The 25,525-nt window shown below is 57.6% G+C and carries 24 protein-coding genes, 1 tRNA gene and 1 riboswitch; of the genes, 15 read left to right on the top strand and 10 right to left on the bottom strand.

Going from position 1 to position 25,525, the window contains the following annotated elements; all coding sequences use genetic code 11:
- Window positions 1-31: 31 nt before the first annotated feature.
- Complete coding sequence (locus tag B3729_RS03285; RefSeq protein ID WP_010797575.1) at window positions 32-241, bottom strand: cold-shock protein; 210 nt, start codon at window positions 239-241, stop codon at window positions 32-34.
- Between the two features lie 74 nt (window positions 242-315).
- Here B3729_RS03285 and B3729_RS03280 point away from each other — a divergent pair, with 74 nt between their 5' ends.
- Genes B3729_RS03280 through B3729_RS03265 form a run of 4 tightly spaced genes read left to right on the top strand, consistent with a single transcriptional unit; the run spans window position 316 to window position 4,344 of the window.
- The gene (locus B3729_RS03280; protein WP_074827643.1) at window positions 316-624 is read left to right on the top strand and encodes a hypothetical protein; all 309 of its coding nucleotides are present in this window, start codon (window positions 316-318) and stop codon (window positions 622-624) included.
- A 16-nt stretch (window positions 625-640) separates the two neighbouring features.
- Complete coding sequence (gene plsB / locus B3729_RS03275) at window positions 641-3,142, top strand: glycerol-3-phosphate 1-O-acyltransferase PlsB (RefSeq protein ID WP_286787043.1); 2,502 nt, start codon at window positions 641-643, stop codon at window positions 3,140-3,142.
- A 24-nt stretch (window positions 3,143-3,166) separates the two neighbouring features.
- On the top strand, window positions 3,167-3,652 hold the full coding sequence (locus tag B3729_RS03270; protein WP_150347788.1) for a YbaY family lipoprotein: 486 nt from the start codon (window positions 3,167-3,169) through the stop codon (window positions 3,650-3,652).
- A 14-nt stretch (window positions 3,653-3,666) separates the two neighbouring features.
- A complete protein-coding gene (locus B3729_RS03265; RefSeq protein WP_010797571.1) occupies window positions 3,667-4,344 on the top strand; it encodes a DUF4197 domain-containing protein in 678 nt (225 codons plus the stop codon).
- Window positions 4,345-4,386: 42 nt separating this feature from the next.
- Here B3729_RS03265 and ung read toward each other — a convergent pair whose 3' ends face one another.
- Entirely contained in the window at window positions 4,387-5,076 is a 690-nt protein-coding gene (gene ung, locus B3729_RS03260) for a uracil-DNA glycosylase (protein ID WP_010797570.1), read from the bottom strand.
- A gap of 270 nt (window positions 5,077-5,346) precedes the next feature.
- A riboswitch (guanidine-I (ykkC/yxkD leader) is annotated at window positions 5,347-5,446 on the top strand.
- A gap of 54 nt (window positions 5,447-5,500) precedes the next feature.
- On the opposite strand from ung, the gene B3729_RS03255 reads away from it, so the two are divergent.
- The 7 genes from B3729_RS03255 (at window position 5,501) to atzF (ending at window position 15,329) form a co-directional block, all read left to right on the top strand.
- The gene (locus B3729_RS03255) at window positions 5,501-6,565 is read left to right on the top strand and encodes a putative urea ABC transporter substrate-binding protein (RefSeq protein WP_150347789.1); all 1,065 of its coding nucleotides are present in this window, start codon (window positions 5,501-5,503) and stop codon (window positions 6,563-6,565) included.
- A gap of 56 nt (window positions 6,566-6,621) precedes the next feature.
- Window positions 6,622-7,440, top strand: a complete 819-nt coding sequence (locus B3729_RS03250; RefSeq protein WP_286787042.1) for an ABC transporter permease — start codon at window positions 6,622-6,624, stop codon at window positions 7,438-7,440.
- A complete protein-coding gene (locus B3729_RS03245) occupies window positions 7,437-8,210 on the top strand; it encodes an ABC transporter ATP-binding protein (RefSeq protein ID WP_286787041.1) in 774 nt (257 codons plus the stop codon). Before B3729_RS03250 ends, B3729_RS03245 begins: the two co-directional genes overlap by 4 nt.
- A 10-nt stretch (window positions 8,211-8,220) precedes the next feature.
- On the top strand, window positions 8,221-8,946 hold the full coding sequence (locus tag B3729_RS03240) for an urea amidolyase associated protein UAAP1 (protein WP_286787040.1): 726 nt from the start codon (window positions 8,221-8,223) through the stop codon (window positions 8,944-8,946).
- Between the two features lie 11 nt (window positions 8,947-8,957).
- Complete coding sequence (locus B3729_RS03235) at window positions 8,958-9,593, top strand: urea amidolyase associated protein UAAP2 (RefSeq protein WP_286787039.1); 636 nt, start codon at window positions 8,958-8,960, stop codon at window positions 9,591-9,593.
- A gap of 223 nt (window positions 9,594-9,816) precedes the next feature.
- A complete protein-coding gene (gene uca / locus B3729_RS03230; protein WP_286787038.1) occupies window positions 9,817-13,434 on the top strand; it encodes an urea carboxylase in 3,618 nt (1,205 codons plus the stop codon).
- A gap of 101 nt (window positions 13,435-13,535) precedes the next feature.
- The gene (atzF, locus tag B3729_RS03225; RefSeq protein WP_286787037.1) at window positions 13,536-15,329 is read left to right on the top strand and encodes an allophanate hydrolase; all 1,794 of its coding nucleotides are present in this window, start codon (window positions 13,536-13,538) and stop codon (window positions 15,327-15,329) included.
- A 472-nt stretch (window positions 15,330-15,801) separates the two neighbouring features.
- On the opposite strand, the gene B3729_RS03220 is transcribed toward atzF, so the two are convergent.
- Together B3729_RS03220 and B3729_RS03215 are read right to left on the bottom strand one after the other, a co-directional pair.
- A complete protein-coding gene (locus B3729_RS03220; RefSeq protein ID WP_286787036.1) occupies window positions 15,802-16,218 on the bottom strand; it encodes an NUDIX hydrolase in 417 nt (138 codons plus the stop codon).
- Window positions 16,219-16,429: 211 nt separating this feature from the next.
- A complete protein-coding gene (locus tag B3729_RS03215) occupies window positions 16,430-17,569 on the bottom strand; it encodes a glycerophosphodiester phosphodiesterase (protein ID WP_286787035.1) in 1,140 nt (379 codons plus the stop codon).
- Between the two features lie 249 nt (window positions 17,570-17,818).
- Here B3729_RS03215 and B3729_RS03210 point away from each other — a divergent pair, with 249 nt between their 5' ends.
- The 3 genes from B3729_RS03210 to B3729_RS03200 all read left to right on the top strand — a co-directional run bounded on the left by B3729_RS03210 (window position 17,819) and on the right by B3729_RS03200 (window position 19,795).
- On the top strand, window positions 17,819-18,040 hold the full coding sequence (locus B3729_RS03210) for a cysteine-rich CWC family protein (protein WP_074827669.1): 222 nt from the start codon (window positions 17,819-17,821) through the stop codon (window positions 18,038-18,040).
- The gene (locus B3729_RS03205) at window positions 18,040-18,741 is read left to right on the top strand and encodes a 16S rRNA pseudouridine(516) synthase (RefSeq protein ID WP_286787034.1); all 702 of its coding nucleotides are present in this window, start codon (window positions 18,040-18,042) and stop codon (window positions 18,739-18,741) included. The genes B3729_RS03210 and B3729_RS03205 overlap by 1 nt, the downstream gene beginning before the upstream one ends.
- Before the next feature lie 67 nt (window positions 18,742-18,808).
- Complete coding sequence (locus B3729_RS03200) at window positions 18,809-19,795, top strand: aldo/keto reductase (protein WP_286787033.1); 987 nt, start codon at window positions 18,809-18,811, stop codon at window positions 19,793-19,795.
- A 13-nt stretch (window positions 19,796-19,808) separates the two neighbouring features.
- Here B3729_RS03200 and B3729_RS03195 read toward each other — a convergent pair whose 3' ends face one another.
- Both B3729_RS03195 and B3729_RS03190 read right to left on the bottom strand, forming a co-directional pair.
- A complete protein-coding gene (locus tag B3729_RS03195; RefSeq protein ID WP_010797555.1) occupies window positions 19,809-20,132 on the bottom strand; it encodes a protealysin inhibitor emfourin in 324 nt (107 codons plus the stop codon).
- A gap of 10 nt (window positions 20,133-20,142) precedes the next feature.
- Window positions 20,143-21,201 (bottom strand): M4 family metallopeptidase, encoded by a 1,059-nt coding sequence (locus B3729_RS03190; protein ID WP_019366594.1) that lies wholly within the window; start codon window positions 21,199-21,201, stop codon window positions 20,143-20,145.
- 174 nt (window positions 21,202-21,375) lie between these two features.
- On the opposite strand from B3729_RS03190, the gene B3729_RS03185 reads away from it, so the two are divergent.
- Window positions 21,376-21,449: transfer RNA gene (locus B3729_RS03185), tRNA-Gly, on the top strand.
- A 10-nt stretch (window positions 21,450-21,459) separates the two neighbouring features.
- Here the strand turns inward: B3729_RS03185 and B3729_RS03180 are convergent.
- From B3729_RS03180 to B3729_RS03165, 4 genes are all read right to left on the bottom strand, one after another.
- Entirely contained in the window at window positions 21,460-21,849 is a 390-nt protein-coding gene (locus B3729_RS03180; protein WP_286787032.1) for a DUF1475 family protein, read from the bottom strand.
- 86 nt (window positions 21,850-21,935) lie between these two features.
- Window positions 21,936-22,265: a hypothetical protein gene (locus tag B3729_RS03175; protein WP_286787031.1), complete on the bottom strand. Its 330-nt coding sequence runs from the start codon at window positions 22,263-22,265 to the stop codon at window positions 21,936-21,938.
- 198 nt (window positions 22,266-22,463) lie between these two features.
- Window positions 22,464-22,964 carry a UPF0158 family protein gene (locus tag B3729_RS03170; protein WP_074827676.1) on the bottom strand — a complete coding sequence of 167 codons (501 nt, stop codon included), beginning with the start codon at window positions 22,962-22,964 and terminating at the stop codon, window positions 22,464-22,466.
- A 127-nt stretch (window positions 22,965-23,091) separates the two neighbouring features.
- Complete coding sequence (locus tag B3729_RS03165) at window positions 23,092-25,317, bottom strand: beta-glucosidase family protein (RefSeq protein ID WP_286787030.1); 2,226 nt, start codon at window positions 25,315-25,317, stop codon at window positions 23,092-23,094.
- Between the last annotated feature and the right edge of the window lie 208 nt (window positions 25,318-25,525).

The following is a 25,525-nucleotide window of genomic DNA, read 5'->3' as shown; positions in this document are numbered from 1 at the left end:
TCAGTTGAACTGACGGGCTTTTTTTCAGGATTCAAAGCTTGGAGACGTCTTCGGCCTGTAGACCTTTCTGGCCCTGAATCACAGAAAACTCCACCTTTTGGCCTTCAATCAGCGAGCGATGCCCCTCGCCACGGATGGCGCGGTAATGAACAAACACATCCGGGCCACTCTCACGTTGAATGAATCCATAACCTTTGGCGTCATTGAACCACTTGACGGTTCCGGTCTCACGTTCAGCCATTACCACTCTCCAAGCTTCGCAATTATTATCTGTGCCCTTGCAGGACAGCTCCCCAGCCGATCCGAGTCATCCTCATGGCCTTCCAGGCCAAACAACTGATGCTCGTTTCCGCCGTACCGGCGTATAAAGCAAAAGTTTCCAGGCAATTGCAACAGGTTTTATCACTAAAATGTTTTATGCTCTTTTTTGGTGCTAATTACGTATTAATCGTGGCTGAAAGCACAAAATTCGTGCTTTATAACAACAAATTGCGTAATCGAAATGTCAAAAAAAGAGCGCCAATCAAGCAGTGCCTGAGCCTCTTTAGTTTTGCTGACGAGTGTTTCAGTCTGATGATCGTGGGCTTTGCGCCATCGGGCCATTACGGCACACTGCTCGCTTGAATTTCAGGTACATGTCATGAATCGCTCCCCTTTTCGCCGCATGCTGTTTGCCGCCTTCAAACGCCTGCTGTACACCTGGGTTCGCTCGCAGACTATCAACCAGTCAGCGGTAACCCTCAAGCTCGACCGCAGCAAGCCGGTGATCTATGTTCTGCAGGAGCATTCGCTAAGCGATCTGGCCGTCCTGGATGCCGAATGCATCAAAAATGGCCTGCCCCGCCCGGTAACACCCGTAACCATTGGGGATGTGGTCGAACCGAATGCCTATATCTATACAACACCCTCACCTGACTGGCTGGGTCGTCCTACCAGGCGTAACGTTCCGCCCTGCCTTACCCGACTGCTTGAAGCTGTTGGCCAAAGCACAGTTGAAGATGCCCAGATCGTACCTGTCAGCGTGTTCTGGGGGCAGTCGCCTGACCGTGAAACAAGCCTTTGGAAGTTGCTTTGGACAGATAACTGGGTCATTGCAGGCCGACTACGCAAACTGGCACGTATCGTTGTTCTGGGCCGTATGACACGGGTGTTGTTTTCCGAGCCCATCCATTTGAGCCGGCTTGTCGCCCAGAACAAAGGGCAGGAGCGCACTCAGCGCATGGTGCTGCGTATCCTGAGAGTGCACTTTCGTAACCTGAAAACAGCGGTTATCGGCCCTGATATCTCCCACCGGCGCAATCTGGTCAAAAGCCTGATCCAGGCCCCCCAGGTTCGTGAGGCAATCGAACATGAAGCCAGGCATGGGAACACATCTCATGCACAAGCCGAGCAGCAGGCTTTGGAGTATGCCCAGGAAATAGCCTCGGACTTCTCGTATCCGGTAGTACGCTGCCTTGAAGTCATCTTGACCTGGTTCTGGAACAAGCTCTATGAAGGGCTGCGGGTAAATCATATCGAGCGCGTCCAGAATGTGGCGCAGGGCAACGAGATCGTTTATGTGCCCTGCCACCGCAGCCACATGGACTATCTGCTTCTGTCCTACCTGTTATTTCACAATGGACTGACGCCTCCACACATCGCAGCAGGTATCAACCTGAACATGCCCGTCGTGGGAAATATTTTGCGCCGTGGCGGTGCCTTCTTCATGCGCCGCAGCTTCAAGGGCAATGCGCTCTATACCGCTGTCTTCAATGAATACATGCACACCCTGTTTTCCCGGGGCTTCTCGACCGAATACTTTGTAGAAGGCGGTCGCTCGCGAACGGGACGGATGCTGCAGCCACGCACCGGCATGCTGGCCATTACCCTGCGCAGCTTTTTGCGGGACTCCCGTCGTCCGCTGGTATTCGTGCCAGTGTACATTGGCTACGAGCGGGTCTTTGAAGGCCGCACTTACCTGGGCGAGTTACGGGGAGCGGCCAAGAAGAAGGAATCTATCTTTGATGTGTTCAAGGCCGTAGGGGCCTTGCGCAAGCGCTTCGGTCAGGTGTGGGTCAATTTTGGCGAGCCCCTGAGCCTGCCGCAGTTTCTGGACCAGCGCCAGGAAGGCTGGCGTAATCTCTCCTTTGATCATGATGCCCGCCCTGAGTGGTTCAGCACGCTGACTCACTGCCTGGGTGAGGTGGTGGCTCGCAGGATCAACGATGCGGCAGCCATCAACCCCGTTAATCTGGTGGCATTGATCATGCTATCTACCCATCGACAGGCGATGGATGAGCGCGCTTTGGTTGGCGTACTAGACCTTTACCTGGGGCTTTTGCGAAAGGTTCCCTACTCGCCCTCTGCAACCCTGCCCGAGGGTGACGGACAAGCGCAGGTGGACTACGTGAAGAGTCTGAACCTGCTGGCCGAGCAACAGGATGCGCTGGGCCGTATACTCTATCTCGATGAGCAGAATGCCATCCTGATGACCTACTATCGCAACAACATCCTGCACATTTTTGCATTACCGGCATTACTGGCCAGTTTCTTCCAGAACACGCCTCGCATGAGCCGAGAGCAGATTCACCGGTTTACCCTGGCGCTATACCCTTATTTACAAGCCGAACTGTTCATCCGCTGGGACCGCGACGAGCTGCCCGCCATGATTGATCAGTGGCTGGCAGCGCTGGTGGAGTATGACCTGCTTCAACAAGAGGACGAGACCTTCAAACGCCCGCCTCCCAGCTCACGGCAGTTTGTACGTCTGGCACTGCTGGCCCGCAGCATTCAGCAAACGCTACAGCGTTATTACATGGCCATTGCCCTACTGCTCAACCAGGGCCAGGGTAAACTAACAGCCAGCGAGCTGGAGGAATTGTGTACCGTCATGGCACGGCGACTTTCCATCCTGCATGGACTGAACGCACCGGAATTCTTTGACAAAAGCCTGTTCCGGCATTTTATCGAAACGTTATTGAAAGAAGGCGTGCTGCACAAGAACGCCGAAGGCAAGCTTGGCCACCATGAACTGCTGGGCGAGCTGGCCGAAGAAGCTGGCAAGCGAATGCTGCCAGCCGAAATACGCTTGTCGATTCGACACGTGGCATTGGAACGGCCCGATGAACCCAGCATTCCGCCCTCAGTTCCGATGCCCGATTGACCCATTCAGAAGAGACCTTATGTCATGCGCAAGATTGTTCTGTTAAGTCTGACCAGCCTGTTGCTTACGGCCTGTAGCGGCGGGCTGCGCCCAGTTTCCGAACCTGGCCCTACCCCTACGACTCCCAGCACGAGCAAACCTCCGGTCATCATGCCGCAACCCGGTACGCCTTCACCGGCCAAACGTAGCCTGGAAGGTGATGCCTATTTCGAACAGTCCGAACCCTTGCCGCCTACCGCCAAGCTGACTGTCAGTCTGCACAATGCGGCCACGGGCGATACGCCCTCAGGGCGCCTCGCACAACGTACCGTTTTCGTGAAACAGGAAACGCCTATCCCTTTCCGTCTGGACTACGACCCATCAAAGGTCAAGGCTGGTCAGCGCTATGCCATCAGCGCTCGCGTATTGTTGGGTGGCCGCCCGCTGTTCCTGACGCCAAAGGCAATACCGGTGCAACTCAATGGCATCAACGACCAGCCGGTTGAAATCAAGCTGACCCCCGTCCGTTGATACAAGGGATATAGATGAAACGTTTCGCGCTTACGCTTGCGGCCTTAACCCTCTCGGTCAACGCCTTTGCCTTGAGTCTGTCTGACTTTTCCCAACAAGATTCCGCCAGCGCCATGAAGGACGCACTGACTCAGGGCGCGCAAATCGCGGTTCAACAGCTGGGTAAACCGGGAGGATTTACCAACAACCCGGAAGTCCGTATTGAGCTGCCTGGAAAACTGGGCAAAGCATCCGCCCTGCTCAAGCAGTTCGGTATGGGTGCGCAGGTAGAACAGCTGGAAACCAGCATGAACCAGGCTGCTGAAGCCGCTGTGCCAAAGGCGCAGGCCCTGCTGATCGATGCGGTCAAACGTATGACGGTTCAGGATGCCAAGGGTATTCTGACCGGCGGGGACAATGCGGCCACGCAGTATCTGGACCGCTCCAGCCGAGACCAGCTTCGCGCTCAATTGATGCCCATCATCAAGCAGGCAACGGACAAGGTAGGCTTGGCTCAGCAATACAACGCCCTGGCTGGCAAAGCTGCTGCCTTCGGCGCGGTGGACGCCAAGAGTGCAAACGTTGAAAGCTACGTCACGGACCAGGCGCTTAATGGGTTATTCACCGTAATCGCTGACCAGGAACGCGCACTCCGGGAAAACCCGGCCGCCGCCGCTACCAACATTGCCAAAAAAGTGTTCAGTACGCTTTGAGGATATAACGGGCCGAGTAATCGAATAACCCGGCCCGATGCCTTACAAAGGCGGCAACGCCCAGTCGATGGGCGTAAGGCCTGACTGCTCCAGAAACTTGTTCGTCCGGCTGAAATGGCCGTTGCCGATAAAGCCTCGATGGGCAGAGAGCGGTGACGGATGGGGTGAGCGCAGGATCAAATGCTTTTGTGTGTCGATCAGCTTTTCCTTGCTCTGTGCGTGAGCACCCCACAGCAGAAAGACCAGATGGTTACGTTGCTCGCTGACCACCTGAATCACACGATCAGTGAAACGCTGCCAGCCGGCATTGGCATGGGAGCCGGCCTTGGCCTGCTCTACCGTCAGCGAGGTGTTGAGCAACAGTACGCCCTGCTCGGCCCAATGCTGTAGATAGCCATGATTAGGAATGGGCAGATTCAGGTCCCGCTTCAATTCCTTGTAAATATTCTGCAAGGATGGCGGTGCAGGGACACCGGGCTGTACGGAGAAGCACAAGCCATGGGCCTGCCCTGGGCCGTGATAGGGATCCTGCCCCAAGATGACGACCTTTACCTGATCCAGCGGCGTACTGTTCAACGCATTGAAGATCAAGGGGCCTGGCGGATAGATCACCTTGCCGGCCGCTTTTTCGCTGCGCAGAAACTCACCCAATTGCTTCATATAAGGAGCATCGAATTCATCACGCAGTGCGGCTTTCCACTGCGGTTCCAGTTTGATGCGGTCGTCGTCCACGTTATGTCCTCATGTCAATCGAGCGCACCGTAGGAAAGGTGATCTGCTCTGTCAACCATTCATCCCATTTCCTGCCAGCAGGTTCCGCCCCATGAATGTGCGAAGCATAGAGCAATGCCCCAAGGTTGCGCACGATACCTCGTTCCAAATGCCCCAATGTATAACGCAACCCATGTGCTATCAGGGTTTGGAGAAATTGGCATGGTGCTAGCTATACGACCTATGTGCAGGAGCAGCCGGCATGCCGGAACCGCAGCACTACAACTTGGCGAAATAGATGACTAGGGTTCCGGCTTACGAAAGTAAGTGACTGGTCCGAGAGTCATCGACCTCCGACGAGGTTACACGGCGGGACAAAAGCCCGGGAGAAGACGCGCATTGCGCTGCTCTGCTCCTGCTTGCCCACCACTCATCCGGAGGTTCCATGCGTAAATGCTTGCTTGCCACCCTCGCTCTCAGTCTGACTGCATGGGTCAGCCTACCTTCTCTGGCAGCACCTCGCGACGACTTCAAGGTCTGCTGGACTATTTATGCCGGCTGGATGCCATGGGGTGAAGCCAAGACCCAGGGAATCATCGACAAATGGGCCAAGAAGTACGGCATTACGATCGATGTGGTACAGCTCAATGACTATGTCGAATCCATCAATCAATACACCGCCGGCCAGTTCGATGGCTGCGCCATGACTAATATGGACGCCTTGACCATTCCAGCGGCCGGCGGAGTGGATACAACCGCTCTGATCGTCAGTGACTTTTCCAACGGCAACGATGGCATCGTCATGAAGGGCAAGAGTAAAACCGTTGCGGACCTCAAGGACCAGACCGTCAATCTCGTACAGTTTTCCGTTTCCCATTACCTGCTCGCCCGGGCGCTGGAAACAGTCGGCCTAAGCGAGAAGGACCTGTCTACGATCAATACCTCGGATGCTGACATGGTAGCCGCGTTCAACACGCAGGACGTACAGAACGTAGCGACCTGGAATCCATTGCTCGCTGAAATCAAAACTTCGCCAGACACCACAGAAGTATTCAACTCCAGCCAGATTCCCGGCGAGATCATGGACATGATGGTGGTGAATACCGAAACGTTGAAGGAAAACCCCAATCTCGGCAAGGCCCTGACCGGCGCCTGGTATGAAATGACTGCCCTGATGACAGCCGGAACGCCTGAAGGCCAGGCGGCACTCACGGCCATGGCGAATGCATCGGGTACCGACCTTGCGGGCTTCAAGGCGCAGCTGGCCAATACAAGGCTCTTCTATGCCCCTCAGGACTCCCTGAGCTTCGTACTCAGCCCGGAGCTACCAAAGACGATGGAAAAGATCGCCCGGTTCTCCTTTGATCACGGCCTGCTGGGCGAAGGTGCGCCGGATGCGAATGCCATTGGCATGGCATTCGCCGGCGGTGCAACGGTGGGCGACACCAGCAATATGAAGCTGCGCTTCGACCCGACGTACGTGCAAATGGCTGCCGACGGCACGCTTTGACTAAGGCCTGGGCTGTCTCTTGGGCCGGCCCATATCCGCTACACAGGTAATCCACCATGCGCCTGATCAATCGCCAGCCTGATCGCGGAAGTCGTCTGCTTCTCGTCCTGCTGCCTTTCGCCCTGCTGCTGTTTGCTTACTTCAGCGGCTCGGCTACCCGCCTGGCGGAAAACCCCAACGATAAGCTCCTGCCCAGCGCGACTCAAATGGCCGCAGCGATAGATCGTCTGGCGTTCAAGGAAGACAAGCGCACCGGTGACTATGTGTTCTGGCAGGATACAACGTCTAGCCTCTCCCGCTTGGCTACCGGACTGGTCATCAGTGCTTCGATCGCACTGGTGGTCGGTATCGCCACAGGTGCCATTCCGCTATTTGGCGCGCCGCTTTCTCCGCTGGTAACCGTACTCTCCATGGTGCCGCCGCTGGCGATCCTCCCTATCCTCTTTATCGTGTTCGGCTTGGGTGAGCTGTCGAAGGTCATGCTGATCGTCATCGGTATTACACCGGTGCTTATTCGCGACATGGAGCAGCGGGTCCGCGAGATTCCACAGGAACTCTTGATCAAGGCACAAACCCTTGGCGCCAACAGCTGGACATTGATTCTGCGTGTGGTACTGCCTCAAGTCCTGCCTCGTCTTCTGATCGCGCTGCGCCTGGCGCTCGGCTCGGCTTGGTTATTTCTGATTGCCGCCGAGGCTATTGCCAGCACTGACGGACTCGGCTACCGCATCTTTCTGGTCCGCCGCTACATGGCGATGGATGTGATCGTGCCGTATGTCGTCTGGATCACGGCGCTGGCCTGGGCCATGGACGTTGGCCTGCGACAGCTGACGCGCTGGGCTTTCCCCTGGTACGACACAGGAGCCCGTTCATGATCCAGGTCAAGAATGTCTGGAAGCAGTACGGTGATCAGGTCGTACTGGAACACCTGAACCTGAGCATTCAAGAGGGTGAGTTCTGTGCCCTGGTAGGGGCTTCCGGCTGCGGTAAATCAACCTTTCTACGGATGCTCTTAGGCCAGGAAAGCCCCACCCGCGGGCACATCCTGTTGGATGGGCAACCGCTTTGTGCCGAGCCCGATCCCAGCCGTGGAGTAGTCTTTCAGCGCTACTCCGTATTTCCGCATCTTTCCGTGCTGGATAACGTGGTAATCGGCATGGAGCTCCCCCATTCACGTCTTCTGGGTCGCCTGTTCGGCGCCGACAAGCGACGCCTTCGCGAGACGGCAGCGGCCATGCTGAACAGGGTCGGTCTGGGCCATGCGCTCTACAAATACCCCAGCCAGCTTTCCGGTGGCATGCAGCAGCGTCTGGCCATCGCCCAGGCGCTGATTGTGAAGCCACGTATTTTGCTGCTGGATGAGCCTTTTGGTGCGCTCGACCCTGGCATCCGCAAGGACATGCATGTGTTGCTGACCGAGCTGTGGAAGGAGCACAAGCTGACCGTCTTCATGGTCACCCATGATCTTTCCGAAGGCTTCACCCTCGCCAGCCGCGTGTTGGTATTCGACAAGATGCGTATCGATCCCCATGCGCCCAACGCCTATGGCGCACGCATTACTTACAACATCCCGGTAAACCGCAGAAAAACCTCCGGCGCCTTGACGTCGGTGGAAACTCTGCTGGGCCAACCCGCCGTCAACTGAGGACCCTGTTATGAAAGAAACACGCCCTGTTGCTTCCCTGTTGCTCGAAGAACACGTTCCCGGTGGTGGCCATACCTCGCTCATCGTCAAACGTGGCCAGTTGCTGCGGATCACTGACGAACTGGGCGGCGCCAATGTCAGCCTGATGCTGTTCAACGCGCAGGAGAAGAGCGAGCGCCTGAACCTGCCGGATACACTCAAATGCCAGCACACTGCCAAGCTCACCAAAGGGCATTGCCTGTATTCGGACATGGGCCGCGTGCTGGCCGCCATTGTCGAAGATACCTGTGGCTGGCACGACAGTTTTGGCGGCGTGGCAAATGCTGAGGAAGTCGTCGAAAAGTACGGCCCCGGCCGATATCAGGAGCTGCGCAACGGCTTTCACCGCAACGGTACTGACAACCTGCTGGTAGAGATGGGCAAGTGGGGGCTGGGGCAGGAAGATTTACTCATGACACTGAACCTGTTCAGCCGGGTGGACGTGGATGCCGAAGGCGTCTTCCACTTCATCGAAAGCAACTCTTCAGCCGGCGACTACATCGAGCTGTATGCACCCATGAATACCTTGGTTGTACTCACCGCCTTGCAGCACCCGCTGGACCCAACACCCAAATACGCACCGAAATCCGTCACGCTGACATTGAAAAGCGCCGACCCAGGCGTGGCCGACGTCTGCCGTACATCCCGTGAAGAGAATATTCGCGGCTTTATCAACACCGAACGCTTCTTTCTGTGAGGACGACTGCCATGACCATGACTGCTAGCGAAAAACGTCCTGAGGACGCTCTCTACCGTGAGGTCATCCCGTCGGGTGCGCCTTACCTGAAAGAGATCAAGGCCGGCCAAACGATTCGCATTCATGACCTCGAAGGCAATCAGGCTGTTGATACCTTGTTCTATAGCGCGACGAACCCGCGCGAGCGCTATGACGCCCAGCGTACGCTGCGCCGACAAGGCAAGGTCTACCTCACCACCGGGACGGTGTTGTATTCCAACCTGGGCAATCCACTCCTGACCCTCGTTGCCGACACCTGTGGCCGCCACGACACGCTTGGCGGCGCCTGCGCCCAAGAAAGCAACACCGTGCGCTATGCGCTGGAGAAGCGCTACATGCACAGCTGCCGCGATAACTTTCTCTGCGCCTGCCACCACGACGGCAGGTTGGGCAAGCGCGACATCGCTGCCAACATCAATTTTTTCATGAATGTTCCGGTGACGCCTGAAGGGGGGCTTAGCTTCGAAGATGGCATCTCCGGTGCGGGCAAGTACGTGGAACTGCGCGCCGAGACGGATGTAATTGTGATGATTTCAAACTGTCCGCAGCTCAATAACCCATGCAACGGCTGGAACCCAACTCCGGCAGAGGTGCTGATATGGGACTGAAACAGCGACTGCGCACCTGGCTGCATACTCTTTGCCAGAGCCGCTCCGGGCAGTGTTTGAATACACGACGCTCTGAGTGCAAAAGGGACTGAGCGACGCCGAAACGACAGGTATCGCCCCGCTATACCCCCTCCAGCTATGCATGACAACGACTTGGCTCCCGGGACGACCCTGGAGCGTGAAATTACGGCGGGACGGCCCGCCTCCCTTTCGAGGGTGCGACATGTTCACCAAACTCCTGATCGCTAACCGTGGTGCCATTGCCTGCCGTATTCTGCGTACTTTGTGCGACCTCCAGGTAAAAGGCGTAGCCGTTTACAGCGAGGCCGATCGCGCCAGCCTGCATGTGAGCCACGCTGACGAGGCCGTAAGCCTGGGTGAAGGCGCAGCCGCGGCTACTTATCTGGATATGCCCAAGCTCCTGGCTATCGCTACATCAACCGGCGTACAGGCTATCCATCCAGGCTATGGTTTTCTTTCCGAAAATGCCGCATTCGCCGAAGCCTGCGAGGCCGCCGGCATCGCCTTCGTTGGCCCCACTCCTGAGCAGCTGCGTGTCTTTGGCCTCAAGCATACGGCCCGCGCGCTGGCCAAGGCTCAAGGCGTACCGATGCTCGAAGGCACAGAGCTTCTGGAGGATCTGGAGGCTGCGTTAAAGGCTGGTGAGACCGTGGGTTATCCGGTCATGTTGAAAAGCACCGCTGGCGGTGGCGGTATCGGCATGCGGGTGTGCCGCTCGGCCAGTGAACTCGCTGAAGCATTCGACGCCGTCAAACGTCTGGGTCAGAACAATTTCAGCGACGCGGGCGTATTCATTGAAAAATACATCCAGCGCGCCCGCCATCTGGAAGTCCAGATTTTTGGCGACGGCCAGGGCGACGTGATTGCCCTAGGTGTCCGCGACTGCTCCGTACAGCGCCGCAACCAGAAAGTGCTGGAAGAGACCCCAGCGCCTAACCTGCCTGACGGCATGGCGGAAGCCCTGTGCACAGCAGCAATCACGCTGGGCAAGGCGGTCAATTACCGCAGCGCCGGCACCGTCGAATTCGTGTATGACAGCGAAGCCCAGCACTTCTACTTTTTGGAAGTAAACACACGCCTGCAGGTCGAGCACGGAGTAACCGAACAGGTTTGGGGTGTGGACCTGGTGCGCTGGATGATCGAGCTGGCCGCAGGCGATCTGCCCCCACTGGCCGAACTTGCCAGACATTTAAAGCCACATGGCCATGCCATCCAGGCGCGGCTATATGCCGAAGACCCAGGCCGCGACTTCCAGCCCAGCCCTGGCCTGCTGACCGCTGTCGAGTTTCCGCCCTCGGAGGGTCGCGCCCTGCGTATCGATACCTGGGTGGAAGCGGGTTGTGAAATCCCGCCCTACTTCGATCCGATGATCGCCAAGGTCATTACCTGGGCCGACTCCCGAGACGCCGCGCGCAGTGTACTGGACCTTGCTTTGCAACGCACCCGCCTCTATGGGGTAGAAAGTAACCGCGATTACCTGCGTCAGATCCTCACCGATACCCCCTTCGCCTCAGGCAACCCCTGGACCCGCTGCCTGGAGAACCTGACTTATCAAGCTACTACCTTTGAGGTCATCAGCGCGGGCACTCAGACGACCGTACAAGATTACCCAGGCCGCCAGGGGTATTGGGCGGTGGGTATTCCGCCGTCAGGTCCCATGGATGATCGCGCCTTGCGCCTGGGCAATCGTCTGCTGGGCAACCCCGAGGGCACTGCGGGGCTCGAGATCACCATGACCGGGCCGGCCTTGCGCTTCAACACGTCTGCGGTGGTAGCCGTGACAGGAGCAGCACTGCCTGTACAGCTTGATGGCGTGTCGCAACCCATGAATACCACGCTGTTCATCCCCGCCGGGGCAACCTTGACGTTGGGTACGGTCAGCGGTGCCGGCGCGCGCAGTTATCTCTGCGTGAGAGGCGGCCTGGATCTACCGGATTACCTCGGCAGTAAGAGCACCTTTACTCTTGGTCAGTTCGGTGGGCATGGCGGTCGTGCCTTGCGGGCAGGCGATGTGCTGCACCTGTACCCGTCGCAGGACTACCATGCAGGTGCCAACCTTTCGCCCGAATTGTGCACCTCGCTGACGGATACCCGCACCCTGCGCGTGATCTACGGTCCGCACGGCGCGCCGGAATATTTCAGCGAGGCCTATATCCTGCGCTTCCTCGATACCGAGTGGGAAGTGCATTTCAACTCCAGCCGCACCGGTGTACGCTTGATCGGACCGAAGCCGGAGTGGACACGAGAAGACGGCGGCGAGGCTGGTCTGCACCCCTCCAATATTCACGATAATCCCTACGCCATCGGTGCCGTTGACTTTACGGGCGACATGCCTGTCATCCTCGGACCAGACGGCCCAAGCCTAGGCGGCTTCGTTTGCCCGGTCACAATCATTGAGGCAGACTTGTGGCAGATGGGTCAGCTCAAGGCCGGTGACAAGGTGCGCTTTGTGCCGGTCAGCATCGAGACGGCACGTTTACTGGTCAAGGCGCGTCATGCCGAGACTGAATCGCTGACACCAAATGTCGACTATGACGTGCTGCCGTTGGCCGGTACTGACTCCAAGCTGATCAGCCCCATCGTGCTGGACATCGGCCATAACGACGAATGTCTGGTCGCACGGCTCTCTGGCGATACCCATCTGCTCCTGGAAATCGGACCGGCCGAACTGGATCTGGTCCTGCGTTTCCGGGGGCATGCGCTGATGCAGTCCCTAGAAGCCCTCGACCTACCGGGTATCATCGACCTCACGCCCGGCATCCGTTCGCTACAGATTCACTATCGCCCCGAGCAATTGTCACTCAATGACCTGCTGATCCTGGTCGAGCGAACCTGGCGGGAATTACGCAACGCCAACGATCTGCGCGTACCCTCTCGTATCGTCCATATTCCGCTTTCCTGGGACGACCCGGCGTGCAAACTGGCGATCGAAAAATACGCAACGACTGTCCGCAAGGACGCCCCCTGGTGCCCGAGCAATCTGGAATTCATCCGCCGCATTAATGACCTCGACTCCATTGAAGCGGTGAAGCGAATCGTCTTTGACGCCAGCTACCTTGTGATGGGTCTGGGAGACGTCTACCTCGGCGCCCCGGTAGCCACACCGCTGGACCCTCGCCATCGTCTGGTAACAACCAAGTACAACCCGGCCCGTACCTGGACGGCGGAAAATTCTGTCGGCATCGGCGGCGCTTACCTGTGCGTGTATGGCATGGAAGGCCCGGGGGGCTACCAGTTCGTGGGCCGCACGTTGCAAATGTGGAACCGTTACAAGCAGGTCGATGCCTTCTGCGGCCAGCCTTATCTGCTGCGTTTCTTCGACCAGATCCGCTTTCATGAGGTGTCAGCAGAAGAGCTGCTCACGATACGCGCCGACTTTCCGCTGGGTCGCTATCCCCTGCAGATCGAAGAGACCGAGTTGTCCCTGGCGGACTATCAGGCATTTCTTGCCAAAGAGGCGGACTCTATTCACACCTTCCGCACCCACCAGCAGGCGGCCTTCAATGCCGAGCGCCAGCGCTGGCTCGAGTCCGGTCAGGCGCACTTCGAAAGCGAAGACGTCACGCCAGAGCCCGATGAGGATGCCCCCTTGACTGCCGGGCAGACCGCTGTGGAAAGCCATATTGCCGGCAATCTCTGGCAGGTACAGGTGGAACCGGGCACAGAGGTCAAAGCCGGCGATGTGCTGGTGATTCTGGAATCCATGAAAATGGAGATTCCGCTCTTCTCGCCTTGCGATGGACTCGTAAAGGACGTTCGCGTGCAGCCCGGCTCTCCTGTACGCGCCGGGCAAAGAATGATGGTAATCGAGCACGCCTGATCCAACTTAACCAGAGGCGGGTCGAGCAAGGCGATACCCGGCTCAGAACGCTATTGCTGGGTATTGCCAATGGCTTTATCCAGACTACCAGGGACTATTTTATGACTGACCTGCGCCTCGATACCCTCCGCGCCGCCTATCGTGAAGGCCGCACCACGCCACGCACGCTTATTATCGAACTTCGCAACAAGGCCGAGCAGTTGAATCCCGACTTTCACCTGTTCATCCATCTGCTCTCCCTGGCGGAGCTGGAACCCTATCTGGCGGCACTGGAAAGCAGGTCCCCCGCGGACCTTCCGCTGTATGGCGTCCCCTTTGCCATCAAGGACAACATCGATCTGGCGGGCATTCCTACCACAGCCGCCTGCCCAGCCTTTGCCTATACACCGGAGCGCTCGGCCACCGTTGTTAAGCAGCTGATCGCCCTGGGTGCGATTCCCCTGGGCAAGGCCAATCTGGATCAGTTTGCCACCGGCCTCAACGGTACACGTTCGCCCTATGGTGCCTGCCGCAACAGTATTCATCCAGACTACCCTTCCGGCGGTTCCAGCGCGGGGTCATCCCTAGCCGTAGCGCTGGGCGTGGCTACCTTTGCACTGGGTACCGATACGGCCGGCTCGGGTCGAGTACCTGCTGCGCTGAACAACCTGGTCGGTCTCAAGGCCACCAAAGGGCTGATCTCGACGGCGGGTGTCGTTCCGGCATGCCGTACATTGGATTGCGTCACCTATTTCACCGCCACAGCCAAGGAGGCCAGCGAACTGCTTGCCCTGACCGCTGTATACGATCCACGCGACGCGTACAGTCGCGCCAATCCGCTCTGGAACGATGCCTCGGCCTTCGGTACTCCGCGCCCGTTCCGCTTTGGTGTACCCAGGCAGCTCGAATTTCTCGGCTGTCCGGAAAGTCCCGCGCTGTTCGAGCACACGGTAAGACAGCTGGAAGCGCTCGGGGGCGAGGCAGTCGAACTGGATTTCGCCCCGTTCCTCGAAGCGGCCAAGCTGCTCTACGAAGGTCCGTGGGTAGCCGAGCGCTACAGCGTGGCGGGTGAGCTGATCGAAGAACAACCGGACGCGGTACTGCCCGTCATCAAGGCAGTACTGGCCAAGGCGCCCGGCACGACGGCCGTAGACGCCTTCCGGGCGCAGTACCGCCTGCAAGCACTCAAGGCTGTCTGTGACCAGGCGCTGGCCGAGCTGGATTGCGTACTGACGCCTGCCTACCCCCGCCCCGTCACTCTGGATGAATTGCAGGCCGAGCCTGTCGCCCGTAACTCCGATCTGGGTTACTACACCAACTTCATGAACATGCTGGATTATGCCGCCGTGGCGGTGCCGGCCGGCTTTATGCAAAACGGCCTGCCGTGGGGCGTGACGCTGTTCGGACGCGCCTTCACCGATCAGTACCTCTTGAGCCTGGCCGATGCCTTCCAGCGTGTGCAGCAATTACCTCTGGTAAACGGTGCACAGATGGACGCCCCTGCCTCTACTACAGTCACGCGCCATGATCATGCTCGTGTGGTCGTCTGCGGTGCGCATCTGGAGGGATTGCCGCTCAACTGGCAACTCGTGAAGCGGGGCGGCAAACTGGTTTCACGTACAGAAAGCAGTCCCGACTACAAACTGTACGCATTGGCCGGTGGACCGCCCTTCCGCCCGGGCATGGTTCGTGTAGCCGAAGGTGGTCGAGCCATTGCCGTGGAAATCTGGGAACTGCCCAGCCGCGAGCTAGGCTCATTTTTGACAGGTATTCCTGCTCCGCTCGGCCTAGGCAAGGTTCAGCTGGCTGATGGCAGTTGGGAAACCGGGTTTATCTGTGAGCCCTATGGGTTGGAAGGCGCCAAGGACATCACCCACTTCGGTGGCTGGCGGGCTTATATGGCCAGCCAGCGATAGGAGGGGCTTGCTAATCGCTTGCCGGGGCTTACCACCGTCTCGGTGGTGGCCCCCAGTACGGTCTCGGTCCATGACGCCAATAGCCTGGGCCGGGACCGGGGCCCCAACCAGGGCGAAACCGCGGCGGAGGCGGTGGTGGGCCATAATAGAAATTCGAGCGCCAACGTGTGACAGGCCGGTCATAGATAATGACAGAGGGCGGCGGCGCGACTGGAACAGCCGGCGTTACATAAACAGGGGTATAGGAGCGGTAGTAGGTCGTGGTGGTATGACGGTAAGGGTTATCGCCGTAGACCACACACCCGCTTAACGGTAGAGCAAACGCTAACGCCAAGAATAGACGCCGCAAAACAGTATCCTCCACGCCCTAAAAAACGGTGCGTAGTAACATATTACTGCTCTGTGAAACCTTGTTCTGTGCAATCACCCAGGCATTCAGCTGGCATTAAGCAACGTAACCAGATGTTTCAGATCAGGATTCCTGCTCAAGGTAGTCCCGCAGCCGTGTTTGCAGATAAGGTACTGCGTCCGGCAAGGACAGGAACTCCGCTATTGGCATCATCTGCCAATACTGACCCTCATCACCAAAGCGTATGGATTCGATCTCTTCAGCGGTTAGTTCGCCGACGAAGAAATAGGCGTCAAGAGGCTTACGGGTATAACTCGTGTAGCGCCTTTCCCAAATGATCCGATCTTTGGTCAGCTGCAGGGAAAACTCCTCATCCAACTCTCGCAACGCGCACTCGACTGGACTTTCATTCCCTTCTCGACCACCGCCAGCAAAATCCCAGCAGCCCGGGAAGGGAATCGAGTCCTTCTCGTCTCGCTTGTAGGTCAGGAGTTGATCACCACACAACAAGGCAAGTTTAGCCCCGGAAAAGTCATTCACTACCGCTCTCCTGTTGGCAGACTCTTTTTCAGACCCACCCTACCAATTTATCCATGTTGTGATCGAATTGCGGTGAGCGCATAGGCGGTTGTACGGATAAGAGGGGCGACATGACGGGTATCGCTGCGCTCCCCCCTCCTACGTCCAAGCCGGTCTTTTCTAGAGTGGGGTGGAGCAACGCGGTACCCATCATAACGCTAAAGGGCGTTTATCAATAACCGTGGCGCTTCAGTATCGTGTCGATGCCGTCCTTTGCAGGGCGGTTGTAAAACTTCAACAGCTCGGCAGTGCGGTTGGTAAAGAAGCCATCTACGCCCGCATCGCTGATTTTCTTGAAGTCCACAGCCTCATCCACCGTGTATGGATGCACAATCAGCCCTTTTTCGTGAGCCATCTGATTCATCCAGGGCTTCACCAGATCCGCATAACTCTGATCACCGCCATTTGTCAGTGCCGAGGAAGGCCCTATTCCCAGTGCGCCATGCGCTTTCGCCCAATTCAGCCAGCGTTCGTACTCAGCCTTGGATTTGACCTCCTGCTTGGCATAATAGGCGGCCTTATCCTTTTCGCCCGAGTCGGCAAAGCTCACATTCGACTTGGGCTCGATACTGCCATCGCCCAGCCATAGCAGAAGCACTTTGGGCACCTGCGGCATTTCCTGCTGCAACAGTTCCATACTGCTCTTTTCGAACGTCTGCAGGACTACGCGACCTGGCATCGAGGCCACATGCACCTGCGGGGTATCCGATGTTTTTGCCGCAGGCTTGCCTAGCCAACCACGTGCCTGGAGCTTGTCCTTCAGGTCTTTTTCGATACCTGGGAACAGTTTGGGCTGCTTTGTCTCGATATATAGGCCCGGCTTGTTCTGGCCACCCTCGGCGATATCGATCACCTCGTCCAGGGTCAGAATTTTCTGGCCAGCAAAGCTGGGCCGCGCACGGTCCGGGTGAGCCGTATTGAACCAGGTTCCGGCATCCAGGCTTTTAAGTTCCTCCAGCGTAAAGCTACTGACAGGTTGATCCGCCCGGTCCGGAAAGCGCTGCGCAACGTTAGTGGTGCGCTTGAGGTTGTCGTCATGCAGGGCGATCAGGACGCCATCACGGGTACGCTGCAGGTCCATTTCCAGATAGTCGGCGCCCAAGTCACGGGCCAGCATATACGCGGGCGCGGTGGACTCTGGTGCATCATAGGACGCCCCCCGGTGTGCAATCACGGCCGGATACGGAATGCCCGCCTTCTCGCTCAGCGCCTTGCCTACCGGCTCGCTCGCGGCACTAGCCGACTGCCCCATCATCCCCATGGCCGCCATTAGCGCTCCTGCCAATAATCCCTTGCATAAACCTCTATCCATCAGTGTCTCCCGTTGTTGTGACTTTTTGGATTTTGAATACACAACGCCCATGCTGCGGCATGAACACGACGTTAACGTGACGATACCGCTTATCCCCACCCTTGCGGGCCCTCAGTCAAAGAACGTAAGCAAGCGTAGCCCATACGGCTGGTCTTCATAGCCGTACTGCCTCACACGGGGTACGATTACGGTCTACCCCTATTTACATTCGATTTCCGTACGCCCTTACAGGCGCACGAGGCGACAGACATGAACACAGCCTATCCACCCCACCTCTGCCCACGCTGCGGGCAACCCAATGGCTGTGCTCAGCTCGGTTGCAGCCAACCGGTGACTGACTGCTGGTGCTTCCACACCCGTATCGCTCCCGAAGCACTCGAGACCTTGCCGGAAGACGCTCGCAACGTGGCTTGCCTGTGCGCCCGCTGCGCCAGTGCTACCTTAGAACATGAAACGGATACTAACGGCTGATGCGCCTGGATCGTTTCATCAGTAACCGACCTACCCTCAACCGCCTGGACGCACGCGTGCATTTAGCGCATGGACACGTACGGATCAATGGCGTGCCTGTGCGTGATGGCCGCTACGAGGTACGCTTCTTCGATCGGGTCGAGCTGCTGGACGAGCTGCTTCAAGCTGGCAAGGCTGCTCGTTACTTCATGCTGCACAAACCCGTTGGGTATGTGAGCGCAACGCAGCATCCGGATCACCCCACGGTAATCGATCTGCTGAACGAACAGGACAAGGATGATCTCCACCTGACTGGCCGTCTGGACCTGAACACCTCAGGCCTTATGCTCATCACCAACGATGGTCTCTGGTCTCGTCGTCTGACCCTGCCCGGCAGCAAGCTGCCCAAGGTGTATTACGTCGAGACGGCCAACCCGATCCTGCCGGAATACGTCTCCACATTCGCCGCCGGGCTGTACTTCAAGTTTGAAGACCTTACTACCTTGCCCGCTCATCTGGATATCCTGAGCGAGCGCAGCGCGCGGCTTACTCTCATCGAGGGCCGCTATCATCAGGTCAAGCGCATGTTCGGGCACTTTAGAAATCAGGTCTTACACCTGCACCGGGAGCGGATCGGTCCCATTGTGCTCGACCCCGCCCTGGCACCCGGTGAATATCGCCCTCTTACCGCTACAGAAATCGCATGCGGCGTCCCTGCCTAGACCACTGAGGAACATTCGTCGCGCACTCCGGTCGGCATAAGAATCATTCATCAGCCAGGAGAGCCGTATGCGCATTCACGTTCCCCGCCTCGGTTTTGGCGGTGCCCCGCTGGGCAACATGTTTCATGAGCTCACCGAAGAACAAGCCTCCGCCACGCTTGAAGCGGCCTGGGAGGCCGGTATTCGCCTGTACGATACGTCACCCCATTATGGTGCCGGCCTGTCGGAAATTCGCTTTGCCGAGGTGCTCAGTCAAAAACCCCGGGATGAATACACCCTCTGCACCAAGGTTGGCCGTCTGCTGCAAAAGGCCGACCAGCCTGAGAATGCGGCCCCGTTCGTCAACGAGCGCCCCTACCGCCGCATTCTGGACTACAGCGCAGACGGTGCCCGTCGTTCCATTGAAGACAGCCTCGAACGCCTCAAGACCGACCGGATTGATATCGTCTGGATCCACGATGTATCCGAAGACCAGTTCGGCCCCACATGGCGAGAATATTTTGACCAAGCCATGAAAGGCGCAGCGGTTGCACTGACCCGGATGCGCGAAGAAGGCCTCATCAAAGGCTGGGGGCTAGGTGTGAACATGGTCGAGCCCTGCCGTCTTGCCTTGGAGCAGGCTGACCCGGATGCCTTTCTGCTGGCGGGTCGATACTCACTGCTGGACCATCGTGAGGCGCTGGACACCTTGTTCCCGCAATGCCTGGAGCGCGGCGTAGGTATTGTCGTAGGAGGTCCGTACAACTCGGGTATTTTGGCGGGCGGCGAGAACTACAACTATGCCGAGGCTGATTCCTCCATTAAGGAAAAAGCCAAGCACCTCAAATGGGTCTGCGAACAGTTCGATGTCGATGTACGCGCTGCAGCCCTGCAGTTCTGCATCGCACACCCCACTGTAGCCGCCACGATCCCGGGCACCAGCAAGCCTGAGCGGGTCAGGGAAAACGTTGAATTGATGCAGGTACCAATCCCGCAGGAACTCTGGGCAACACTACGGGAGCAGGGCGTCCTGCCCCCTGATGCGCCGGTGCCAGGCGAGACGGCTAGACACTAGGCGTGAAGTGGGATCAGGGCACCTTGGCGTCGCCCTTATCCCACAGCCTTACCAGCTCGTTGGGTGCACGGTCTTCCGGAACGGTAATTGTGATCTCGTCGGGCTTGTCCTTGAAGCGCAACTCGATCTTGTAATACCGCTGATCGCCACGCCCTACGCTTTCCGCCGAGGCTGGCAGCGAACGCTCGAGCACGGAACAGATTCGTCCGCGCTCATCCTCATTGCAACTGGAAAAATCGATCTCCCGTGGGCGCGCCAGCGCATGGATCGCTGCAAAGCCGCCCTGTCGAGAAAGCCTTAACAAGGCATCCGGCCCCAACTTTGGTAGCTCTTTCATAATGACCTCCTCAGGTCAGCTCTACCCCAACGTCTTCCCAGGCCTTGTTAATTGCCTGGGTCTCGCGCGCTTCTGCGCCGAAGCGGCGACCGGCATTCGAAACGGTGAGTCGAGCGAAGGCCGCAAAATCAGCATCGTTGGTCAAACGGCTGTCGCATAGGGTGTCGTACCAGACGCGGCCCGCTGTCTCCCATGCGTATCCACCGATCCCGGTTGCCGCCAGATAGAATGCCCGGTTCGGAATGCCCGAGTTGAGGTGCACACCGCCATTGTCATCCCGCGTTTCAATGAAGTCACGCATATGGCCAGGCTGCGGGTCCTTGCCCAGCATCGGATCATCATACGCCGTACCCGGCTCAGCCATCGAGCGCAGACCACGACCATTGATCTTCTCAGTCAACAGCCCTTCCCCGATCAGCCAGTTGGCCTCCTCGGCTCGCTGCTTCAGGCTGTATTGCTTAACCAAGACCCCAAAGACATCGGACACGGACTCATTAAGCGCGCCAGACTGGTTGTAATACACCAGCCCCGCCTCACTTTCCGTCACCCCGTGGGTAAGCTCATGGGCAACGACATCCAGCGAAATGGTAAAGCGGTTGAAGATCTCGCCGTCCCCATCGCCGAATACCATCTGCTCGCCATTCCAGAAGGCGTTCTGATAGTCCTGTCCGTAATGTACCGTGCCCGAGAGCGGCAGGCCCCGGTTATCGATGGAGTTGCGGCCCAGCACCTGATAAAAGAAATCGAAGGTGGCGCCGAGATGGTCATAAGCCTCATCTACAGCAATGTCGCTTACGGCAGGCTGGCCTTCCTTGCGAACCAGCACACCCGGCAACTGGTTACCATTTTTTGCATCATAGATGCTGCGCTGTGCACGCTCATCATCGGTACGCTCCAGCTCACTCACCGGTGCCTGACGCACACCAGGCGGGCCTGGATTATGCAAAAGCGTACGTACATGACTTAGCGTACCCAACGCGCAGGAGCGCTGGCGTTCATCACCATGATCAACGATACGGCTGAGGATGTACGGGGGGATAAAACCTTGAACAGAACCCAAGCGAGGCATACGAACGCCCTCCCTAAGCAGCCAGCGTTGGAGCAGCACAACACTACCCCTCTCACGCCACTCTACGTGGCACAGGGTTAGACCGCAAAACCCGCCCTAGACTCCCTCGCACAAAAACCTTATCAAGAGGCTTCACCCAAGGCTCGGCTTCTGGTACAAAGGACGCCTCCCGAAGCGGGCGTCGTATAATGGCATTACCTGAGCTTCCCAAGCTCATGACGAGGGTTCGATTCCCTTCGCCCGCTCCAATTCGCTTCCTCATGATTCAAGCGGGGCTGACATCCTGGCTTGCCTTCCTAGTAGCAGCACTCGCCAATCCCCCTTCGCCCGCATCATTGCTATCACTACGTAAGGCAGCGTAAACAAGCCGCCCGCCATGAGTGCCAGCAAGCCCCATAGCAGACCAACCTGCCAGGAGCGGGCTCGATAGAGGAGCCAGAGGGCAATCAGAAAAACGTTCAGGCTCAGGTCTGAGTGGAACTGCGCTCGCCACGGATGAGCAAAGTCGCTTACAAAGGTGTAAAGGCCCGTCACTAAACCCATCTCGACAGTGCCGCGAAGCGTAATGGCGACCAGCACCAGCCATCCCACCCCAAGCAGCAGCGTTAGCGCCGTTACCTTCCGCATGTCATCCCTCAAAAAATACATATCTGCTGTAAGGATTGTAGGCAGAAGACATGAGTTTGCCCGTGCGCTGCCACTGAGCAACGCACAGGAAAATGGTATGAATGCGCTTAGATATCGCTCTGTGCCAGTGCGGACTTGGTGTTCGAGTTGATTGCCTGGTATTTCTTGACCGTGCCGTCTTCATCGATCAGGACGCGCAAGCCCTTGGATTGCTCCGAGGCGGCCAGGAAGCCCGAATTGAAATAGGACCAATACAGCATTTCATAGCCCGACTTGCGGATTTTGGATTGCGGCTCGCCAAACATGGCGATGAGCTGCGAGCGGGTCGTCTGGCCCTCAACGATCTGCCCTACCTGCTTTTCGTCGATGTTGCGCCCGCTCATGACGCAGCCGGTTGTCAGTAACGTGATCAGACTTACTACTACTAAACCACGCATGGTCTCCATCCCCCGTTGTACAGATGACTTTCTTGTTATGTTTTGTCCATCCTATCTATCCCATATGACAGTTCGGTTGGCTAGATAGCTTCATCAAATTTATTTGTGCAGAACGGGCGGGCCAGTAGAGGAGATCAGCGGTATCCAGGCAGGCGCCTGAGTCATCTACTCAGGCACCTGCTGCTGTCAGGTAGCGCTCTACTCTTGAACGTTGCTCTTGTTCATGCGGCGCAGAATGCCTTCGGGCACGCCTTCTTTAACATCAGGCTGGGAAGCGTAGTCTTCTGAAACGGGCTCCAGATCATGGTCGTGCAGCCAGATAAGGGCATATTGGCTGACCTGAGTAGCCTCATAGGCTTCCCAGGCTTTCTGGGCCTTGGGGAAGTTCTTGAGTTCATAGTCAAAGGTGCGCAGCGGCTTGCGGTCGGTCAAGGCGCGGGAGAGCACCGGATGTGCATGGGGGTCATGAAGATCGAACAAAAAGGCTTCGCGCATGGCTACGCGCTCGGCGATGCCCAGTGGTTCGATGGGCACGTAGCGGTCTTTCTGGGTTTCGATGGCGTGCAGTTCTTCGGCTTCAAAGTCATCCTCGGTCAGATTCAGGAGCTTGCCGGTTTCCAGATCGAGTACGTGGTCGTGTCGGGCCTCACTGGTGAGGACTGATTTGAGCGCCTCGAGGTTTATCGTGATCGGTCGCATGGCTGCACTGACTTACTGTGGCTTATCGATACAGGTATGACCCAGGGATGGCCCGAGGGTGCCCAACATAGGACAAGCAGATACCGCGGAAGCGAAAAGCCGCAGCGGTAGCTGCGGCTTTTCACGGTTACGGCGCGAGGTATTTCTCGGTAAGGCGCACCTGTGCCTTGAGTGGGCGCTCCAGGGCGTTGGCGCCTGCGCTGACGCGGTAGTTACCGCTCCGAATATGCCAGGCATTAACCTTCTCATCAAAGCGCGCCACAAGACGAGGATCGACCGTTACGGTGACACGTTTAGTCTTGCCAGGCTTGAGCTCGACCCGGTCCCAACCCACCAGACGGCTGGTAAAGCCATTTTGACTGGACGCATTGCCGATATAGAACTGCGGCGTATCGATGCCCTTGAGCTGGCCGCGGTTGGTAACATCCATGCCGAGTACGAGCTTGGAGCCACGCAGCTCGGCACTCAGGTTGCTGTAGCTGAAAGTCGTATAAGACAAGCCATAGCCGAACGGGAACAGCGGCTTCTTGCCTTCACGCTCGTACCACTTGTAGCCCACATCGGCGCCTTCGATATTGTAGTTCTCAGAGAACAGCCCCTTGCGTTCTTCCCCTGGATTAGACGTTGTGGTCGCCGGGTCACGCATAGTGGGGCGCGGCAGTTGGGTCTCATCCTGCGGGAAGGTAATCGGCAGGCGGCCGGAAGGATTCACACGGCCGAACAGCACGCTGGCAATAGCCTCGCCGCCCTTGGAACCTGAGTACCAGGCCTCGACCACCGCAGGCACCTTGCCCAGCCACGGCATTTTGACCGGACCTCCCGTTTCCAGTACGACAGTAGTCTTGGGATTGGCCTTGGCAACCGCTTCGATGAGCGCGTCCTGATTGTCAGGTAGGCTCAAATCCTTCACATCCACGGACTCGGCGGTCCATTGCTGCGCAAAGACGATGACGGCATCGGCACCCTGGGCCAGTTTGGCCGCCTGTTGAGGGTCCTCCCCGCTATCGAATATTACTTGCGCGCTGGGTGCCTCCGCCTGAATAGCCTTGAGTGGCGAGGATGAGTGATAAACCATATTGGCGATAAAGGCATTGTCCGGGTATGGCGAGGGCACTTTTACGCTGCCCAGCGGAGTCACTTGGCTGGAACCGCCACCAGACAAAACTCCGACATCTGCATGGCTACCGATCACTACGATACGCTTGGCCTTGCTGGACAGCGGCAACTGGTTGTTAGCGTTTTTCAGCAGCACGATTCCCTGCTCGGCTACTGCCTTGGCGACCTGGGCGTGGGCGTCGTAATCGATGCTGGCTGCTTTGGCTGGATGTTCGATGGCGCCTACGGCAAACAGACTACGCAAGATGCGCTTGACCATGTCATCCAGGCGCTCCTGGGGGACACGTCCCTCTTGCACAGCCTGCTTCAACGGCTCACCAAAGAAGACTTCAGGATCGAGGTTTTCCCCGGATTGCTGATCCAACCCGGCTAGAGCAGCCTTTTCGGTCGAATGTGTCGCGCCCCAATCGGACATCACCCAACCTTTGTATTTCCAGTCACCTTTTAGAACCTGATTGATCAAATAGGTGTTTTGCGAGGCGTACTCGCCATTGATGCGGTTGTACCCTGTCATCACTGAACCGGGACGGCCTTTTTCGATAGCGAGCTCAAAGGCCAGCAGGTCGGACTCACGAGCCGCACCCTTGTTGATGTCCGAACTGACCATCACGCGTCCGGTTTCCTGAGCATTCAGGGCATAGTGCTTGATCGTCGAGACCACATGCCTGCTCTGAATACCGGCAATGGAATTGCCAGCCATCTGGCCTGCCAACAGCGGGTCTTCACCCAGGTATTCGAAATTGCGACCATTACGTGGCTCGCGGGTCAGGTTCACCCCACCGGCCAGCATCACGTTGATTCCCTTGGCATGGGCCTCGGTGCCTACCATCTCACCGCCCTTACGGGCCAATTTGGGACTGAAAGTGGCGGCCAACATCATGCTGGACGGCAACGCAGTCGCGTTGTCTCCAGGGCGGATGTCGTAGGGATTGGTCACACCGAGGCTGGCATCACTTTCCTGCAGGGCGGGAATACCCAGACGTGGCACGCCCGGAGCATAGGCCGCAGAACCGATGGCACCTTCCGGCTTGGGGCTATCGCCAATCGGATAGCCGAACGGGGTATGCACGAGCGCAATTTTTTCGTCCAGCGTCATGGCGCTCACAACTGCCTCTGCACGGCGGTCCGGTGAGTCGTGTCGGCTTGACGCCTCGGCAGCCCAGGAATGACCTGCCGTCAGCAGCGCCGCACTGAGTACTGAGAGAGAAAAACCGCTGAGTCCAACTTTTGTTGTCATTATGCGTGTCCTTAGGATCTGACCTGTTCAAGTAGTAGCCTTGAAGCCGTTCGGGCGATGACGTACGGACTGGATCGTCATTTCCATGCGGGAAACCGGTCGGGTTGATCAGGCAGTTTCAAGCGGCCATATCGCGAAACGATTTAGGCTGGCTGCCTGAAGCCAATCTCCAGCATGCTTAAAGATTGGAATGGAAACTGATTAGTTT

The sequence above is a fragment of the Pseudomonas sp. UBA3149 genome, assembly GCF_002364655.1.
GTDB classification, from domain to species: Bacteria; Pseudomonadota; Gammaproteobacteria; order Pseudomonadales; family Pseudomonadaceae; genus Chryseomonas; species Chryseomonas luteola.
The sequence above is the reverse complement of the archived record's forward strand: the minus strand, read 5'-3'. Positions and strand labels throughout refer to the sequence as shown.